Genomic DNA, 17,470 nt, shown 5'->3' on the forward strand with positions numbered 1-17,470 from the left:
CCGGTCCCCAGAAGCGAACCGCCGTCGACCCCGCTCGTCCACGCGGCCACCATCGCCTCGCAGCTCGTCAACCACTGAGTCGAGAGCGTTGCCATCGCTGTCGACCGTCCCAATGATCGCCCCCTCCGTCGAAGCCAGGCGTTCGCTGCGGAGGATTCAGTTCTGTCTCTCTCCTTCGGCTAGGTCAGCGAGGAGGTCGTCGAGGACCTGCTCTTCGTGGATGGCGACGTTGTGGGCGGTCATCGCTTCGACGAGGCCGGGTGCCCACGGCGCCGTGGCACCGGCACCGGGTGGGTCCAGCAGCAACGTGCCAGCCGGAGCGGCGGCCAGATAGTCGGCGACGCCGAATCGCCAAGGCTCGGCGCCGTACCGCTCGATGACGGTGGTGGCGATGCGGAGACCGCCCCAATCGAAATCGCCGTGATAGGTGAATTCGGCACCGTCGGCTGCCAGCAAATTCAAGAGTGCCAACACCGCTGAGTTCGGTTGGCCCTCGACGCACACCAACGGAGCCGCCTCGCCCTCCAAGGTCGTGGCCGCATGGGCCAACACCGACGGGTTCTCGCAGATCCGCACCAGCGTCCCTGGGGGAACCTCAAGTTTGGCGTCCCCCAACTGCCGCAGCGTCAGCCGAACCGGTTCTCCGCACCTCCGGTGGTTGAAAACGACTCCGGACGTCAACCCCTCGCCCGAGGCGGGCAGATTGAGGGCCAACGCACTCACCGACAACTCGTCGCAGATCACCCCCTGACGAGCCCAGCGCCGGCGCCAGCCGTAGGCAGCCGGTACCTCACCATTCGGTCCGTTGTCATCGCCGGCATCGGGCAGATCGTTGGCTTCGTCGATGACGCTAATCGCTGCGTCGGACAACCGTCCAAGGGCCTGATCCCGGTCGAGCGCGTGGGCATCGCCGGTGAGCTGCGCAGCGAGTTGGGCGAGGGTCACGTTGTGGGCCGGGAGGGCTGCCATCACGTCGAGCACCCGCCTCGCCAACTCCGCGCCGGCCGACACCGAGCCCGCCATACGGGTCGCCGCCCCGCTTCGGCGGACGTCCGTGACCCAGGCCTGAAGGTCGACACGATCGCCCAGCGCGGGATGAGCCTCGGTCGACGACCAGGATTCCTCGCGCTCCGATTGAGCGCTGGCGCGCTCGGCCGGTCGGTTGCGGATCGGGCCGTCCAGGAGTTCCAGCCATTCGACGAGGCCGACCTCGGCGGCGCCGCGGCGCAGTCGACCGTCCAACGTCTCCAGCCGGACCGAAAGTGGCTTGTCGCCTGCAGCCGACGTGCCGAGCAGCCCCGCGATCGCCCGACGCTGGTCGGGTTCCAGCCCATCGAGGCGCAGCGGGGTGCCCTCCAGGCTGAGGCCGTTGCGCTCCAGCCGCCTGAGCGCCTTCGCCCACAGCGGCCAGTAGTCGGTTCCCCGCAACTTGGAGCGAGCGCTCTCGCGTCGTTCGTCGCTCACGTTTGATCGGGGTCGGGGGCAAACAGGCCTTCGTGAGGGGCACGCTGGGGCACCGACTCGGTGGCGGTGCCCGCCAGATCGCCATCATCGATCAGTTCGTGGCCGTCCCAGCGCAGCGACACGACGCTGACCCCCTCGGCGGGCGGGCGGCGCAGCAGGTCGAGCACCGCCACCGACGGCACCTCGCCGTAGGCGCCCCACAGCTCGTGGCCGGTCAGGATGACGTCCAGGTCGAAGGCCACGGTCAGCCCCATCAGCTTGCCTCGCATCTCCTCGTCGATCCCGGCGAATGCCTCGTCGAGGGCGATCATGCGGGGGGCGTCGGGCTCGGCCCGGTCGTAGTGGGCGGCCGCCGCCGCGAACAAGGGCTGGTGCAGCGCCATCGCCTGCTCGCCGCCCGACAGCTGACGATACTGAGTGCGGGTGAGCTTCACCCGCTTGTTGTCCGCCGTGCGCAGGTACGGCCGGAACTCGTGCCAGGACCGGTAGTCGAGCGCCTTCTCCAGCGCAGCCCGATATCCGGCGGTCGGGTCCTCGGCCCGTTGGGTGCGGATGACCCGCTCGAAGAACGCCCGCAACGCCTGGCGCTCCTCCTCCCCCATCTGCTCGGTGTCGTGGCGCAGCAACTTGACCGCCTGGCGGATACCGGCGTCGTCGGTGTTGAGCTCCCAGCCCAGGTCCACGCCGAGGCGGCTGGTGGTTCGCACATCGGCAAGCGCCTGGTTGACCCCGGCGACGAACTCGTCGGCGTCGGTCAACAGCCGCCGCAGCTGATGGGACACCTGGTTGAGCAGGAAACGCTCGAACACCTCCCGGTCGCCCTCGGTGAGATAGCTCTGGAGGGCCGCGTCCTGGCGGGCCAGCTCGGCGGTCAGGTCGGCCAGCGAGACGGTACCGCCGTCGGAGTTGATCTCGACGGTCACGAGATCGTCGTCGTGGGGGAACGCGGCGTCGTATCCGTGGTGCAGCTCGTCGATCACCCTTTTCTGGGCACGATCCAACGCAGCGACGTTCTGCTCCCGCTGCTCCGACGTCGGGGCTGTGCCGTCGAGGCGTCCGTTGAGCCACCGGGCGAACGCGACCGCATCGACCGGCAACGGTTCAGCGGGTTCCGCGGCCGCCTCGGGCTGCGACGCGTCGCGGCCACCCTGCTGCGTTTCCGACGGAACGGTTGCCGGGACGATCACTGGGAAGTGGTTCGGCACGAGCAGCGCCAGCAGGTCCCTGCGTCGGAGCACCGCCAGCCGCTCGGATCGCGCCGCCAGCGTGGCCTCGTGACGGGCGACCGCTCCTCGTGCCTGGTCGGCGGCCTCCTGAGCCCGGCCCCACGCGGTCTGGAGTTCACTGAGCGCTTCCCTCAACGCGTCGGACCGCTCATCGATCGCCAGCAGTTCGGCCTCTGCCCGCTGCAACGCTTCCAGGGGCGCCTCGGCATCCTCGCCCAGGCGTTCGCGCAGGGTGGCCGCGCGGGACGCCAGCGTGGAGTGCTCCTCGGCGGCTGCCGCCAGATCCCGCTCGGCGTCGGCGAGCACTTGCGCTGCGTCGGCCGCCCGACCACGTTCCTGCTCGGCCCGTGCAGCATCGGCCTCTGCCGACCGACGGGCGGCGATTGCCGTGCGGACCGCACCTGCGTAGCGGTCGACCAGGTCGGTGACCCGGTCGAGTGAGGCGGCGTCGCCCTCCAGCCGGTGCTGGACCGCCGTCGCCTGGAGGTTGGCCTCGGCGGCGCCAGCCGCCTCTGCGGCGAGCGCCTCATCCTCGGCGGCCCGCTCGGCCAACTCCCGACGGGCCTCGGCCTGCGAACGAGCACGCCGTTTGGCGTCGACCGCACGAAGCAACGCGTCCGCCGACGGCAGGGTCGCAGCCGCAGCTGCCAGCGCGGCCAGGGCGGCTTCCAGACCGAGGAGTACTGCCGACTCGACGTTGACCGCCGCCTCGGCAGCCGCGATCAGGGCATCGAGTTCGGCAAGACGGCGGCGTCGCCGCTCGGCCCGGGCGGTGGCACCCACGTACTCCGGCTCGGGTTTGGTGGTGCGGCCCCGCAACGGTCCGAGGGCGAACCGACCGTCGACGGTGACGCCTGCTCCGTCATTGACGACGCCGTCCTCGGTGAGCGTGATCACCGCCAGCACCCGACTGACGGCCGCCTCGGAGAGACCCGATCCCCCGGGAACCGATGGCACCAGCACCGACGTCAGGTCCGAGCGATCGTCCGGTTCGGCCGCCGACGCGTGCGATGACGCCAGCCACGAGTCGGCCGACCCGGCTGGCGCTGCACCGCCGGGTTCTTGGCCATCGGGTGCGATCCAGGCGTCCAGCAGACCGGCGGCGTCCAGCGCCGCCTCCAGCTGGCCCCGATCGTGGTCGTCGACCCCCGGTGCCCAGTCGCAGCACCGCCACAGCGGCGCCCCGGGGCGTCCGGGCTCACGTTCGGTCCGCCAGGTGGGCGGCGCCGGGCCCGGGTCGGTCTCCGACCCCACCTCGTCGCGCTGGGTTTCCAGCGACACGACCTCGGCCTTCAGGGTGTCGATGAGGCCCCGGCTGGCGCTGCGGCGTTCGATCAGCTCGACCCGGGCCGGGTCGGTGGCCTCCCCGAACGCTGCCGAAAGCGACGGTGCGCCCGACTCGCCGAGCGCATCGATGGCGTCGGCCAGCCGGTCACCAACCGACGCGGTGTCGACCAACCGGGGACCGACCAACGCCGCTTCAGACAATCCTCGCTCACCCGCTGCAGCGACGGTCTCGGGCACCCAGGGTGCGGTCGCCACCCACTGCTCAACCGACTCACCCAGCGCTGCCCGAGCCTGCTCGGTGGAGATCGCAGCCTCGGCCGCGACCCCGTCGGCGTCGTCGGCCGAGCGCAGCGCCTGGGAAGCGGCCTCCTCCGCACGGACGTGGTCCCGGGCGGCCTCGTTGCGTTGCCCCAACGCTGCGCGTACCGCCTTGAGGTCGTCGCGCCGGGATCGCTCGGCCACCCGGGCTCCCGGCTCCAAGCGGTCGGGCACCCGTGCCTCCTCCCGGGTGAGGGTCCAGGCGATGTCGCCGGCATCCGCCGCGTCCTCGACCTCGGTGAGGGCCGCCTCGGCGCCGGTCAGCGTTTCGGCGGCCCGCCCGGTGGCAGCGGTTGCGGCCGCGTCGGCCGCGTCGGCGCGCTGGGCGGCGCCGTCGCGCTGTCCCGCCGCCTTGGCCTCGAACTTGGCAGCCCGGCCCACGGACGCCTCCACCTCGGCAAGGCTGCTGGCGTCCCGGTAGGCGGGCGATTCCAAGACGGCGGTGCGACGCCCATCGACCACCGATCGTTCCAGGGCCATGCTGCGACGGCCGGCCTCGTTCTCGGACACTGCGCCCTCGATGCGAGCGGCCTCGGCCACGGTGTCGACGACGGTCCGGTTGGCCCGCCGCAGTACCTGGGCAGCATCGATCACCGCTGTCGATCGACCCAGCGCCTCGCCGGTGAGGTAGGTGACGTAGACGGGCACGAAGGCGTCGACGATGGCCCGGGTGGCCTTCAGGTCGGCCAGGTCGCGCTGGGTGGCCTCGAGGTCATCCAGGCTTTGGGCCACGTCGTCAAGCACGTGGTCGTCCAGCGCCGGAAGTCCGCCGGAGAGCACCTCGGACAGCAGGCGAAGGTCGAGCTTGCCCGCCAACTGCGGGCGACGAAGCACCCGGATCAACGTGGTCAGCTTCTGGTGACGGTCGGACCCCATGCCCAGCAGCGCACGATCGACTGCGGCCCGATAGGTCTCGGCGGTGTCGAACACCGCGCCGATGCCCAGCTCGTCGCGCAGGCGGCCCCGGGTGAGCGGGCTGCCGTCGGGCGCCAGGTCGAAGTCGAGCCCGACCCGCTGCTCGGTGACGAAGAACCAGGACGCGGTGTTGGTCGACGCAGCGGTCGCCCGGGCGCCGCAGCCGATCGTGAGGTGCGCGGGCGTCGCCCCGTCACCCGAGGCGTTCCGTTCGAACTCCATCCACACGTAACCAAGCCGCTGATCGTGACGGAACTTGCGTGACCCCGCTTCGTCGTCGCGCAGCACCCCGAGCAGCAGCGATCGCATCGAGCGGCCGCCGGCGAACGGGTCCATGGCGTCGGCGCTCATCACCCCCTCCATCAGGAAGGGGAACAGCAGGGCCAGCGCGTTGGATTTGCCCGAGCCGTTGGGGCCACGAAGGATCAGCCGTCCGCCGGCGAACGAGAACACCTGGTCGTCGTATTCCCACACGTTGCGGATCCCCGCACGGTGGGGCCTCCACCGATCCGTCGGCGCTACGCTCGCGCGGGTGTCGGCACTCGATTCACTCACGGTTGATCATCTCCAAACATCTGCGAGGTGAGGGCGTTCTCGGAGGTCTGCCCGTCGACCTCCGCATCGGCGTCGGGCCGATAGCGGGCCAGCGCTGCGTGCACCCGCAGCCGGTCGCCCTCGACGGCAAGGAGCCCAAACCGCGCCAGCAACTGCCCCACCTCACGACGCAGCTTGTCGGGCGACTCGCGGTAGTCCGAGGAGAACTTCGACCGGTACCGATCGGCGATTTCCTCCCAGGCCTCATCCGCCGCGGCGCCGTTCACCCACCGTTCGGCCGCCGGGGCGAGACGGACCTCATCATCGGGCTCCAGGACCGTCTCCCGAATCACCTCGTCTCCGGTCGCCGCCAGCTCGACCAGCGCCGCGCCCCACAAGAGGGCGGCCTGGGTGAGCGTTCCTCCGCTGGGAAAACGATGCCGTGGCTCGGTGATCGGCTCGATCGTGGCGTCGACCAGGCTCATGCCCTCGGCCCGGGACTCGACATGGCAGCCGGTGAGCTGCTCCAGGTCACGGACCAGGCGGGTGCGTCGCTCACGCACGTAGTTCAGTTCATCCGCGCCGAGATCCGAGTACGACATCACCGGGCCCTCGACCAGTCGACGGGCCAGCCGGTGGCGCAGCGCCTGGGGCCGATCCTCGGTGCCGGGAGCGGTGGGTTCCACCAGGAAGTCGGCGGCCTCCCCCACGCCGCGCAGCACGCTGGGCGAGCTGACCAACAGTCGGGACACACAGTCTCGGTCGACGTCGTAGAGGGCATCGCCGTCTGCGTCGTTTTCCAGCCACTGGTCGGCGCCTCCGTCGCGCAGGCCGAGCACGCCGCGGCCCTCCAGCCACGTCACCGCGTCGACGAACGCCCTTCGCTGCGTGTACGCGGTGAGGTCAACCGGCAGGGCGTCGTCCCCCGAACGCAAGCGCAGCACGGCTTCGGCCAGGCGGGACGCCGTCGTCTGGTCGCCCAGCTCCTCCAACGCCGCCAACACCAAACACAGGAACGAGCAGGCGACGTGCCCCAGCGGGCGAAGCGTGCGGGTGAAGGCCCCACGGTGCTCCGACGTGGTGGCCGACCGGCGATACAGCCGGGCCGAGCTGCGCCCGACGTCGAGGCGGAAGCCCAACACCCGCGAGAACTCGTTGCGCAGCGGCACCTCCCAGCGGCGCACGGCCGTGAACGCCTTGGGGCTCGGCCAGGTGGGAGTGACCAACGGATGGCCCAACAGCAGCCGAGCGGTGCGCTGGAAATCCTCGAGTTCGCCGGGATCGATCTGCACCGCCGCCCTCGGACCCGAGGTGGCTCCGTCGAACGGAGCGATCAGGCCGGTGGTCACAGCGCTCACGACGTGGCTCCAACCGGCTCGATGTGCAGGCGGTGCTCGCCGATGGTGAGCGAACCTCGGCGGGTTCGTATGACCATGCCGTCGGGGTCGGGCCGAAACGTGGCCTGCGCACCCTCGACGCGAACCGGGTCGTCGCTGCCCGGCTCGTCGCCGACCGAACGCAAATGCGCCGCCCGATCGAGCAGCTCGAACAGGATCGTGGCCTCAGCGTCGGAGAGCACCCGTCCCTCCACCGGCCTGGCACACAGCCGAGCGGCCGCCTCGGCCCGGGCCGTCTGTGCCGACCGGTGCTCAGCCATCAGCTGGGCCTTGGTGACCGAATAGTCGGTGGCCTGGGCCGGGCGCCCCGGCGACGGGCGCCGGCCGTGCTCGCGCAACGTCACCGGCACGTTCACCGGAGGCGCATCCCACCACGAGTCGGACGCAGCAACCGTCTCGTCGTCGGCCTCGCCGTCGCTCAAGTGCAGCGGCCGACCCAGGCCGAAGGCGGCATCGAACAGCTCGGCGGCGGCCCGGTCGTCGATGCGGCGGAACCAGCGGGCCAGCACCAACAGCTCCGACGCTCGGGTGATCGGGCGGCGAGCGCTCTCGGTCACCCGCCGCAGCAACGCCAGCAGCTCACGGATGGCCGTCGTGGTGGCAGCGGTGAGGTCGTCGGCGCCGGAGGGCCGGTCGCCGACCGAGACGAACCAGTCGGCCAGGCCGGTCCAACGGTTGCACCATCGCTCGGCCCGGTCGTCGGTGTCGAACAAGCCGGCCGAGTCGTCGCCCGCCGCCGCCAGTTCGCCCAGCCGCTCGACCCCCCGCTGGTTCACCGCCTCCACCCCTCGGGCCACCAGGCCCCGCTGGGTCATCAGGTGGTCGAGGAACTGCTCCAGGTAGTCGATCAGCAGGTCCTTGTAGACCAGAAAGCGGGCCGGGTCCGCGTCGTGCTCGCGGCGCAGCTGGGCGACGGCGGCGTGAAAGTCGCGGGCGTTGGCGGCCAGTTCCCGCAGCGATCCGTCCAGGTCCCGCAGGCGCAGGTACACCTGCTCGGCGTCGGAACGATCGATCGCATCGGCCAGCAGCGCCAGGTTGTCGCGGATGTCCCGAAACAGGGTGCGCTGTAACGATCCACCCTGGTCCGACGCGCCGAGCACGGCCAGCACCGCATCGTGGGAGGCCTGCCCCGCCGCCGTCAGCTGCCACAGCGCCCGGCGGCGCCGGAAGTCCTCGAGCCGGGAGACCCGGACCGTGTCCTGGGTCCAGGTGAGGTTGCCCCAGTCGCGCAGTTGCTCGAGGGCGGGCTCCAACCCCTCGGTACCGAGGCCCGCCGCCGCCAGCTCCGCGGCGATGCGTTCGGTGCGGATCTCCACCTCGTAGCGCTCTCGGGCTGCGACGAACACCGCCAGGATGGCCAGGTAGATCGGCGCGTTGGCCTCGGTGGCCGCCTTCAGCACCCGCAGCTTGTTGCGCTCCTCGCCGTCGAGCAGCCGCAGGTGCATGGCGCCGGGACCATGCTCGACACCAGCACCCCGGTCGACCAACGGCGCCACCTCGACCTGGCGGCCATTGGCGCCGGTCGTGTCCGCTGAGGAGAGCTGCGCCGGCTCCGCCGCAGGGACGCTGTCCGGAAGATCCATCGCCACGACCGTACCGCAGGAGATCGGTGGGGCTCCCGCCCGCTGGCCTTGCATTCTCAAACCCCAGACGCCATCGGATTCCAACGCCTGGGTCCCAAACTATGTTGCCGGGAGGGCGGCCAGCGGTGCTGCACCGATGTCCGGGCTCGAGGATTGGTTGCCTTCCACGTCGCCGAAGCTGAGCTGCGCCGAGTCGGCCGCCACGCTGCCGTGGGCGGCTGCAGCGGGGTCGTAGCCGCCTCGAACGCTGCCGCTGACGGTGTCCCCGTAGTTCTCGGCCATGAAGTCGTCGATGCAATCCTCCCGCGCCCGCAACACCGGCAGGAAACTTCCCCCCTCCCGCTCGGCGACGTCCGAGGCAACGGCCGCATTGATCTCGGAGAGGCGGTCGCCGATGCGATGCGCATAGGCGACCAGAAACGAGGATCGATACGAGGTGCTGCGAGTTCGGGTGCCCGGAGGCGCGGTCTTGCCCGCCTGCGCCAAGGCGGTTTGAGCCTGGATCAGCAACGAGGTGAACAGCAGCTCGACGGCGGTGAGGTCGGCCGGATACCCGACCACCCGCGACATGTTCAGCCCGTCCATCATCACCGCCCGACAGCGGCTGCGTTCGGCGACGAGCTGCAGCATAAAACCCTTGGCATCCCAATAGGGCGGGTCGATGGGGACCCGAATGATGCTGGGTTCCTGCTCGGACGTTGCATCGGCGTCGGCGAGCATCGCCTCGTCGATGGCATGCCGGGTGATCAACTCCTGGGCCTTGGTGGTGAACGCCATCGCTTCCTCTTCGAAGTCGGTCGACTCGGCCTTGGCCAGCAGCGCACGAATGCGCTCGAGCATCGGATCACGTTCTGAGGACGTATCGCCGCGCACCGGCTTGGACCTGGTCGAGGCGGCACCCAACGAACCGGGCGGAGGGATCAGGCACTCCAGCCGGGGAAGAAACATGACCGCCAGGGCGTCGATCAGCGCGTCACGGGCGTCGGCAAGGTCCAATCCCTCGCCTCCAACCCAGCGGCGGATCCAACCCGGTTTGGCGTCGGCGGCGGGGAGGTCCAGCGCCTCGACCTGGGAGATCCACCGCGAGTCGAGGGTGGCTGCTCGTCGCCGAGCATCATCGTTGGCGACGACCTGAGCCATCAGCCTGGCCGTGATCGCTTTGCTGCCGTTGAGCCGGGCCTGACGAAGCAGCTCGACCGGTTGCCACCCGCCCTGCCACAGCGCCTCAACACGCCCGAGCAACGCCCGCTCGGCCGCGGTTGCCAGCACGTCCAACGGCACCCGACCCAGCTGGCGCAGCACGGCCGTGCGAAGGTCACTGTTGTACCGCCGGTTCCGCTTCTCTTGGTGTTGAAACGAGCCCGCGTCCACCAGCAGGTCGTGGGTCCATCCCTCTGGATCGGCCCGATAGGAGTCACCAAAGATGTCGTTGGTTTGGCGGTGGCCCTCGCCCCCGCCATGCCCAGTAGCGCCACTCGGCCCGGCAGCACCATGGCCGCTTCGGTCGTCGGCGTCAGCCTGGTCACGGCGCCTTGCCCGCTCACGTGAAGTCGCCTGCGCCCTCGACCTGGCTTTGGCTTTGGCCGCCCGCCTTGCCCTGTTGTTCTTTCCCATGGGGGTACCGTAGCGATGCACGGTGACAGCCAGCAGGCCGTCACCTCTGCACCGCTACGCCGACGCCGTACCATCGATGACCGACATGGACGACGAGCGCAGTGACCGCGTGTTTCGGTACCTGGCCTACGGCTCCAACCTCGTCGTCGGCGGGCTGGCCCGCTACGTCGGACCGGTCGCCGATCACTCCCCCGGCGAGCACGTGACCGTGCCGGGGTGGCACCTGCGGTTTCAGGGGCACTCCACCCGCTGGGACGGGTCGCCGGCAACGATCGCACCGGACGGTGCGGCGCGGCTCGTCGGCCGTGCCTGGTCGCTCGGCCGTGACTCGCTGATCGCCGTGGTGGCAGGCGAGGCGGGCGTTGCGACCCACCGGGCCGCCTTCGCCGTCGACGCGGTGATCGAGGGGATCAACGAGGCCCGCGCAGCATCGCCTCCCGGACGGGCGCTGGGTACCGGCGAAGGCTTCGTCGGTGGTGCGGTCGATCGCCTCACCGTGTCAGGCACGCATTGGAGTGCACCGGTGACGCGGCCGATCAGCCAGTACGACACGGTCGTTGCGATCGACCATGCCGACGGAGCGCTGTGGGCTGTGACCGCCTCGGTGCCCGACACGCTCCGGCGCCGCTGCGAGCCCTACCTGGCCCAGGTACACCTGGGGCTGACCGACCTGGTGGGACACGAGGACGCGACCGGCGAGATCGAGGCCGCCCTGGCCCGGTCCTCCCGGCTACCCCACACCTCGGCGTAGCCGGGGACGGGGGCTGAAATTCGCCTCTCCTGCACCAGGAGCAGCACAAAAGGGAGAACGTCGGGCGTCCAGGCTCAGCCGATGAGCTCCGGGGTCCGATCCTGGGGCGGAGCCTCTGGGCTCGGCGGCTCGTCCACTGGCAGTTCGTCGTCCACGTTGCCCTCGACATCGATGTTGGGCAACAGCCGGTCGAGCCAGCCGGGCAGCCACCAGTTCTTGTCGCCGAGCAACTCCATCGTCGCCGGCACCAAGAGCATGCGCACCACGGTGGCGTCGAGGAAGATCGATGAGGCCAGGCCGACGCCGAACAGCTTGATGATGCGGTCGCTTTCCAGCACGAAGCTGCCGAACACGAACACCATGATGGCGGCCGCAGCGGTGATCACCTTGGCGGTGGCCGCCAGCCCGTCGGCCACCGAAGTGTGGCTGTCGCCGGTGCGCTGCCATTCCTCCCGTACCCGAGACAGGAGGAACACCTCGTAGTCCATCGATAGCCCGAACACGATGGCAAACAGCATCATCGGCACAAAGGGTTCGATCGGGCCGGTCTGGATGCCGGTGATGCCGTTCAACCATCCCCACTGGAACAGGGCGACGACCAAGCCGTAGGCGGCGCCCATCGACAACAGGTTCATCACCACTGCCTTCAGCGGCACGAGCAGCGACCGGAATACCGCCATCAACAGCAGGAACGACAGCGCCAGCACTGCCCCGAAGAAGTAGGGCAGGCGGGAGGCCAGGTACTCGGAGAAATCGACCTGGACGGGGACCGACCCCGTCAAAGCAACATCGACTCCTGCGGCCCGTTCGGCGGCGGGCAACACGTCGGCGCGCAGGCGGTTAACCGTATCGGTGGTCTCTTCGGCCTGGGGTGAGCTGGTGGGGATGACCGCCCACTGCACGGCCGTGGCCGCTGCGGGATCCTTCTCGTCGTTGGGCATCGCCGGGGTGACGAACACGACGCCCGGGTCGTCCTGCACGGCGGCCTCGATGGGCGCTAATGCTTCGGCGTCGAAGCCGTCGGGAAGCTCGGCCACCATCAGAAACGGACCGTTGAAGCCCGGTCCGAACCCTTCGGCCAGCAGGTCGTAGGCCTTGCGGGTGGTGGTGTTCTCCGGAAAGTTCCCCTCGTCGGAGAACCCGAGCCGCAGCCCGAACACGGGCAGCGCCATGCCGATCAGCAGCAGGGCGCCGATGAAGACAGAGGCCCACGGGTGTCGCTGGACGACGCGGCTCCACCGGTACGCAATCGTCTCCCGCAGCGGCTTCTGGCGCCGCATGGGCACCTCGCGCTTGAGGGGGCCAGCGAAGAACCCGGCGATCAGCACGACGACGGCAACCGGGAAGGCCAGGAGCAGCGGCGTGAAGTTGAGGCCGGCACCGACCAGGGCCAGCGCCGCAAGCCCGGCGGCGATCAGGCCACGCCAACGGGTGAGCTCCACCCGCTCGCCGGCGAAGCCGAGCAGCGCCGGCAGCAGCGTCACCGATGCCACGATCGTCACCGCGACCACCGAGGCCGCGCCGATGGCCAACCCTGTGACGAAGCTGACGCCCATGATCAACATGCCCATCAGCGAGATGACCACCGTCGTTCCCGCGAACACGACCGCACGTCCGGCGGTGTCGATGGCGATCGACGTGGCCTCGCGCACCGTGTGACCTGCGTGGAGCTGTTCGCGGTATCTGGTGACGATGAACAGCGCGTAGTCGATGCCGACGCCGAGGCCGATCATCACCCCGAGCACGGTGGCAAAGTCGGGGATGGTGAACACGTTGCTGAGCAGCGCCACCGAGATGCTGCCGATGCCGATGCCGAACAGCGACACCCCGACCGGCAGGCCCATCGCCAGCACCGAGCCGAAGGCCAGGATCAGGATGACGATGGCAAACGCCAGCCCCAGGATCTCCGACGAGGGGCTCTCGAACTCGGCGAAGATCTGGCCGCCGAACTCGATGTCGACCCCATCGATCGTTGGGGCGGCCTCGGCGATCTTCTTTTGCAGCTCGGCCCCACGCTCCACGTCGATGTCCTCGTCGAGCTTCACTTCGGCGTAGGCGATCTTCCCGGCCTGTTCGCCCAGCGGTGCGATCTGCCGGGCGCCCTCCTCGCTGTACGGGCTGACCACCCCTTCGACGTCCGGCATGGTCGCCACCGTGTCGAACAGCTCGGTCATCGGCTTTTGTACCGCCGGATCGGTGACCGGCAGCTCGGACTGAAACACGATCGTGCCGCTCTGACCGCCAGCGCCGCCCCCGAACTCCTTCTCGAGCAGGTCCAGGCCGGCACGGCTTTCGACGTTGGGCAGGTTGAACTCGGTGCGGAACTGGGTGCCGATCACGCTCGAGAGCGCGCCGCCGCCCACGAGAGCGAGCAGCCACAGGCCGACCACGAGGCGGCGTCGGTCGTGGCACCAGTTGGCGAGACGTCGGAACATGTCAGGGAACTCCCAGTAATTGTCGTCATCCGACTCGGCGCCACCAGGAAGGGTCGCCGTTCGGACGGTGTACGGAAGCTAGCAACCCGAAAGACCGAATCCCCAGCCCCCAGGCGCCAAAGTGACCACTGACACCAACCGGCCGACGCCGCCGGACGCGGCGTCGCCAGCGGCTACTCCGGGTGCCGCTGCTCGATCGCCACGATCAGGTGGCGCCGCTGACGATCGGTGAGCGAGCCCTCGGCAAAAGCGGCTTCGATCCCATCGATCAGCTCTGTGCGGGCGGACCGCACCACGCTCAGCGTGTGCCCGGCGGTGTCGGCCAGCGGCACTGGCAGAAACGCCAGCCGCAGATAGGGCGGCGGCAGCTCACCCTCGCTGAGCACGAGAACGCCGTGCAGCTCGTCGCCCTCCGCCTCGCGTTCGGCGTAGAGCCGTCGTCGGAACGCGTCGTGATCGAACAGCTCGCGAGCGACCAGGTCGCCCGCCGACGACCACACCTCGGCGACGAGGGGGCAGTCGATCAACGACGGATCGAAGCCGCTGCGGTCGTCGTCGAACATCATCTGGACGACGGTCTGTTCGAGGCCGTCGATCTGCTTCGGATGGACCGCCACCCCCAATACCCCCAAGTCGTACGGGTCGGATCCGGTAGCGGTCTCGGCCTGGGCGGCCACCCCCGACAACTCAACCTTCAACAGCTCCATGCCCGGAGGCTAGGAGGGCGCCCGCTGGCTTGCCGAAGCCCCCTTACCCTTGCTGACAGGTCCTGACGGAGACGTGGGGCTGACCGGTTGACACCCACGCCGGCCGGGACCGGGCGCTGCAGCGAACCACGTTCTGTCGCGCCAGCGGTTTCGGCAGCGGCGTTCTCGACACCGCCGAGAGGGTGGCTGCTAGGTTCCCGTTCGTGCCGTGTGATGCGGCTCCAGGCAGCTTCGGGGGGAGCGATGGGAGAGCCAACGGCTGCAACAAGCCAGCCAACAGCTGCGACGGCAGAGGCCGAGAATTACGTCGTCATTTCGGCCGACTGCCACGGCGGGGCCAACGTCGCCGGCTACCGGCCGTACCTGGAGTCTCGCTACCACCACGACTTCGATGCCTGGCAGGCCGGCTTCCACAACCCCTACCCCGACATCGAGGGCGACGACGCTGAACGCAACTGGGACTCGTCCCGCCGCTTGGCCGAGCTCGAGGCCGACGGCGTGGTCGCCGAGGTGCTGTTTCCCAACACGATCCCGCCGTTCTTCCCAAAGACCTCGCTGGTCCACCAGCCGCCCGGTGCCAGCGACGGCGACCTCGAGCGCCGCTGGGCCGGCCTGCGCGCCCACAACCGCTGGATGGCCGACTTCTGCGCCGATGCCCCCGGGCGCCGCGCCGGCATCTGCCAGATCATGTTGCACGACGTCGAAGGGTCGGTGGCCGAGATCCGCTGGGCCGCCGAGGCCGGGCTGACCGGCGGCGTGCTGCTGCCCGGCGCTCCCCCGGGGTCCGACGTGCCGCCGCTGTACGCCCCGGACTATGAGCCGGTCTGGTCGGTGTGCGAAGAGCTCGGCCTGCCGATCAACCATCACAGCGGCAGCGCCGCCCCCGACTACGGGGATTATTCGGCCGCCCAGGCCATGTTCTTGCTCGAGGTGGTGTGGTGGGCCCACCGCACCTTGTGGCACCTGATCTTCTCCGGTGTGATGGAACGTCACCCCAACCTGCAGTTCGTCTTCACCGAACAGGGCACCGCCTGGTTGCCCGAAGAGCTGACCCGTCTCGACTACTACCACCTACGCCTCAGCGGCACCGGGGCGGCGGCAGGATCCCAGGAGGCAAAGTTCGGCGAGGCGATGGGGCAGCTGTCGCTCACGCCATCGGAGTACTGGGCCCGCCAGTGCCAGCTGGGGTCGAGCTTCATCCGGGCCGCCGAGGTGCCGCTGCGCACCCGGGTGGGCGTCGACCGCATCATGTGGGGCAGCGACTTCCCCCACCTCGAGGGTTGCTGGCCCTACTCTCACGAGCACCTGCGGCTGGCCTTTGCCGGCGTCGCCGAAGATGAGGTGCGGGCGATGGTCGGTGGCAACGCCGCCCGGGTGTACGGCTTTGACCTGGCCGCCCTGGCCCCGCTGGCGCAGCGATTCGGTCCGAGCGTGGCCGAGGTGGCTGTGCCGCTCGACCCGGCCGAGATACCGGACGACTCGCTGCGCTGCCCGGCGTTTGCGTCGGCCAGGTTTCTGGGCGAGTAGCGACAACACGATCGATCGACGACACGACGAGCATCCGGGGGGAACCACATGGGGCAGCTGCGATACGGACCAAGGCCAACCGTCGATCGCGAGGTGACAGCGACCAAGATCGGCGCTTGGTCCACCTCGCTGACCGCCACGTTTCTCACCGATCCCGCCGTGGTGGCCGCCGTGTTGCCGCCGCCGCTGAAGCCGCCGTCCCAACCCCTGGTGAAGGTCAGCATCTCCCACGTCGACCTGGGCGGAGGTCGGCCCCCGTTCGGCGCCGGCACTTTTGCCGTCGCCGCCCGCCATCGCGATACCGAGGGCTTCTATCCGCTGCTGATGCCGATGACAACCGAGCAGTCGGTGATCGGCGGCCGGGAAACGTTCGGCGAACCGAAGAAGCTGGCCGACGTCACCCTGGACGTCGGCGAGGGCCTTGACACGGCGAGTACCGTCATCGGCACGGTCAGCCGCATGGGGGTGGGGATCATCGAGCTCGGCGGAACGCTGGGCGACGAGTTGGCCCCGCCCCCTGCCGGCGAACGGCTCGACTACTACCTGAAGTTCCTGCGCAACCCGAGCGGCGAGGGCTTCGACGACGATCCGTGGCTCGTCTACTGCACCCGGGCCACCGAAACCCGCAGCGCCAGGGCGGTCGACGCTGCATTGACGCTGCGCGAGTCGCGCTTCGATCCGGTGGTTGACATCCCCATCCTTGGAGAGGTGACCGCCACCCTGGCCGAGCGTCGCAGCACGCAGGAGGGACGGCTGGTCGAGCGAGTGCCAGCCGCCGACGTCATGCCCTACGCCCACCAACGCTACGACGACCTGTCCCCCGTCGGAAACGCCGACAAGTGAAGGACCTCGCCGGCAGGGTTGCGGTGATCACCGGCGGCGCCGGGGGCATCGGCGCGGCCCTGGCCGAACGCTTCGCCGCCGAGGACATGTCGATCGTGGTGTCCGACCTGTCCGAGGAGCGGGTCGACGCCACCGTCGCTCGGCTCGCCGAGCAAGGCGCCCGGACGATCGGCGCGGTCACCGACGTGGGCGACCTGGCCTCGGTCGAGGCGCTGCGCGACGAGGCGTACTCGGCATTCGGCAACGTGCACGTGCTGTGCAACAACGCCGGTGTGGGTGCGGGCGCCGAGGGCAAGATGTGGGAGCACACGACCAACGACTGGGGCTGGGGCCTCAACGTCAACCTGTGGGGCATGATCCACGGGGTCAAGGCGTTCGTCCCTGCCATGTTGGCGGCCGGCGAACCGGGCCACATCGTCAACACGTCGTCGGGCAACGGCGGCATCGCGCCGCTGCCGACCACCGCTGTGTACGCCACCTCCAAGGCGGCGGTCACCGCGTTCACCGAGGTGCTCTACGGGCAGCTGCACTCGATCGACGCCGACATCGGGGTGTCGGTGCTGTACCCGGGCCCCAACGTGTTGCGGACCGGCCTGCTCGAGTCGTCAAAGAACCGTCCATCGGCGTGGGCCAACGACACGCCCCGCACCACCCCATACACCACGATCGAGTCCTTCGAGGCCCGGATGAAAGCCGCCGGCGTCGACGTCAACTACACGCCGGTCGAGTTCGTCGCCGAGCTCACGCTGGAGGCGATCCGCGCCAACCGATTTTGGATCCTGCCGGAGAGCGAACGGATCGACGGTCGCATCAACGCCCGAGCCCGGTCGATGCTCGACCGGTCCCAACCCACCTACATGGAAAGCTGA

11 protein-coding genes are annotated in these 17,470 nt (G+C 69.7%); 4 read left to right on the forward strand and 7 right to left on the reverse strand.

The genetic code is table 11. The annotated features are described in order from the left end of the window. Positions 1-156 precede the first annotated feature (156 nt). The 5 genes from PKD89_RS11685 to PKD89_RS11705 form a co-directional block, all read right to left on the reverse strand. Positions 157-1,464 carry a TIGR02679 family protein gene (locus PKD89_RS11685; protein ID WP_289010631.1) on the reverse strand — a complete coding sequence of 436 codons (1,308 nt, stop codon included), beginning with the start codon at positions 1,462-1,464 and terminating at the stop codon, positions 157-159. Next, positions 1,461-5,765 (reverse strand): TIGR02680 family protein, encoded by a 4,305-nt coding sequence (locus PKD89_RS11690; RefSeq protein ID WP_289010630.1) that lies wholly within the window; start codon positions 5,763-5,765, stop codon positions 1,461-1,463. The genes PKD89_RS11685 and PKD89_RS11690 overlap by 4 nt, the downstream gene beginning before the upstream one ends. Then, positions 5,762-7,102: a TIGR02678 family protein gene (locus tag PKD89_RS11695; RefSeq protein ID WP_289010629.1), complete on the reverse strand. Its 1,341-nt coding sequence runs from the start codon at positions 7,100-7,102 to the stop codon at positions 5,762-5,764. The genes PKD89_RS11690 and PKD89_RS11695 overlap by 4 nt, the downstream gene beginning before the upstream one ends. Further along, a complete protein-coding gene (locus PKD89_RS11700) occupies positions 7,099-8,724 on the reverse strand; it encodes a TIGR02677 family protein (RefSeq protein ID WP_289010628.1) in 1,626 nt (541 codons plus the stop codon). Before PKD89_RS11700 ends, PKD89_RS11695 begins: the two co-directional genes overlap by 4 nt. A 99-nt stretch (positions 8,725-8,823) precedes the next feature. Beyond that, positions 8,824-10,026 (reverse strand): DUF2786 domain-containing protein, encoded by a 1,203-nt coding sequence (locus PKD89_RS11705; RefSeq protein WP_324332457.1) that lies wholly within the window; start codon positions 10,024-10,026, stop codon positions 8,824-8,826. 334 nt (positions 10,027-10,360) lie between these two features. Here PKD89_RS11705 and PKD89_RS11710 point away from each other — a divergent pair, with 334 nt between their 5' ends. Beyond that, the gene (locus PKD89_RS11710) at positions 10,361-11,089 is read left to right on the forward strand and encodes a hypothetical protein (RefSeq protein ID WP_289010626.1); all 729 of its coding nucleotides are present in this window, start codon (positions 10,361-10,363) and stop codon (positions 11,087-11,089) included. A 74-nt stretch (positions 11,090-11,163) separates the two neighbouring features. Here PKD89_RS11710 and PKD89_RS11715 read toward each other — a convergent pair whose 3' ends face one another. Together PKD89_RS11715 and PKD89_RS11720 are read right to left on the reverse strand one after the other, a co-directional pair. After that, positions 11,164-13,524 (reverse strand): MMPL family transporter, encoded by a 2,361-nt coding sequence (locus PKD89_RS11715; protein ID WP_289010625.1) that lies wholly within the window; start codon positions 13,522-13,524, stop codon positions 11,164-11,166. Between the two features lie 173 nt (positions 13,525-13,697). Beyond that, positions 13,698-14,231, reverse strand: coding sequence for a hypothetical protein (locus tag PKD89_RS11720; RefSeq protein ID WP_289010624.1), 534 nt, complete (start codon positions 14,229-14,231; stop codon positions 13,698-13,700). A 243-nt stretch (positions 14,232-14,474) separates the two neighbouring features. On the opposite strand from PKD89_RS11720, the gene PKD89_RS11725 reads away from it, so the two are divergent. The 3 genes from PKD89_RS11725 to PKD89_RS11735 are packed head-to-tail and all read left to right on the forward strand — an operon-like array spanning position 14,475 to position 17,470. Continuing rightward, positions 14,475-15,758: an amidohydrolase family protein gene (locus PKD89_RS11725; RefSeq protein WP_289010623.1), complete on the forward strand. Its 1,284-nt coding sequence runs from the start codon at positions 14,475-14,477 to the stop codon at positions 15,756-15,758. 48 nt (positions 15,759-15,806) lie between these two features. Continuing rightward, a complete protein-coding gene (locus PKD89_RS11730; protein ID WP_287389963.1) occupies positions 15,807-16,601 on the forward strand; it encodes an acetoacetate decarboxylase family protein in 795 nt (264 codons plus the stop codon). Continuing rightward, complete coding sequence (locus PKD89_RS11735; RefSeq protein ID WP_289010622.1) at positions 16,598-17,470, forward strand: SDR family NAD(P)-dependent oxidoreductase; 873 nt, start codon at positions 16,598-16,600, stop codon at positions 17,468-17,470. Before PKD89_RS11730 ends, PKD89_RS11735 begins: the two co-directional genes overlap by 4 nt.

It is taken from the genome of Candidatus Neomicrothrix sp. (assembly GCF_035329545.1).
In the GTDB taxonomy this organism is placed as follows: Bacteria; Actinomycetota; Acidimicrobiia; order Acidimicrobiales; family Microtrichaceae; genus Microthrix; species Microthrix subdominans.

Excerpts from the sequence above, each read along its gene's own strand:
- PKD89_RS11700 (WP_289010628.1), bottom strand. The coding sequence starts at position 8,724 with ATGGATCTTCCGGACAGCGTCCCTGCGGCGGAGCCGGCGCAGCTCTCC.
- PKD89_RS11715 (WP_289010625.1), bottom strand. The coding sequence starts at position 13,524 with ATGTTCCGACGTCTCGCCAACTGGTGCCACGACCGACGCCGCCTCGTG.
- PKD89_RS11720 (WP_289010624.1), bottom strand. The coding sequence starts at position 14,231 with ATGGAGCTGTTGAAGGTTGAGTTGTCGGGGGTGGCCGCCCAGGCCGAG.
- PKD89_RS11725 (WP_289010623.1), top strand. The coding sequence starts at position 14,475 with ATGGGAGAGCCAACGGCTGCAACAAGCCAGCCAACAGCTGCGACGGCA.
- PKD89_RS11730 (WP_287389963.1), top strand. The coding sequence starts at position 15,807 with ATGGGGCAGCTGCGATACGGACCAAGGCCAACCGTCGATCGCGAGGTG.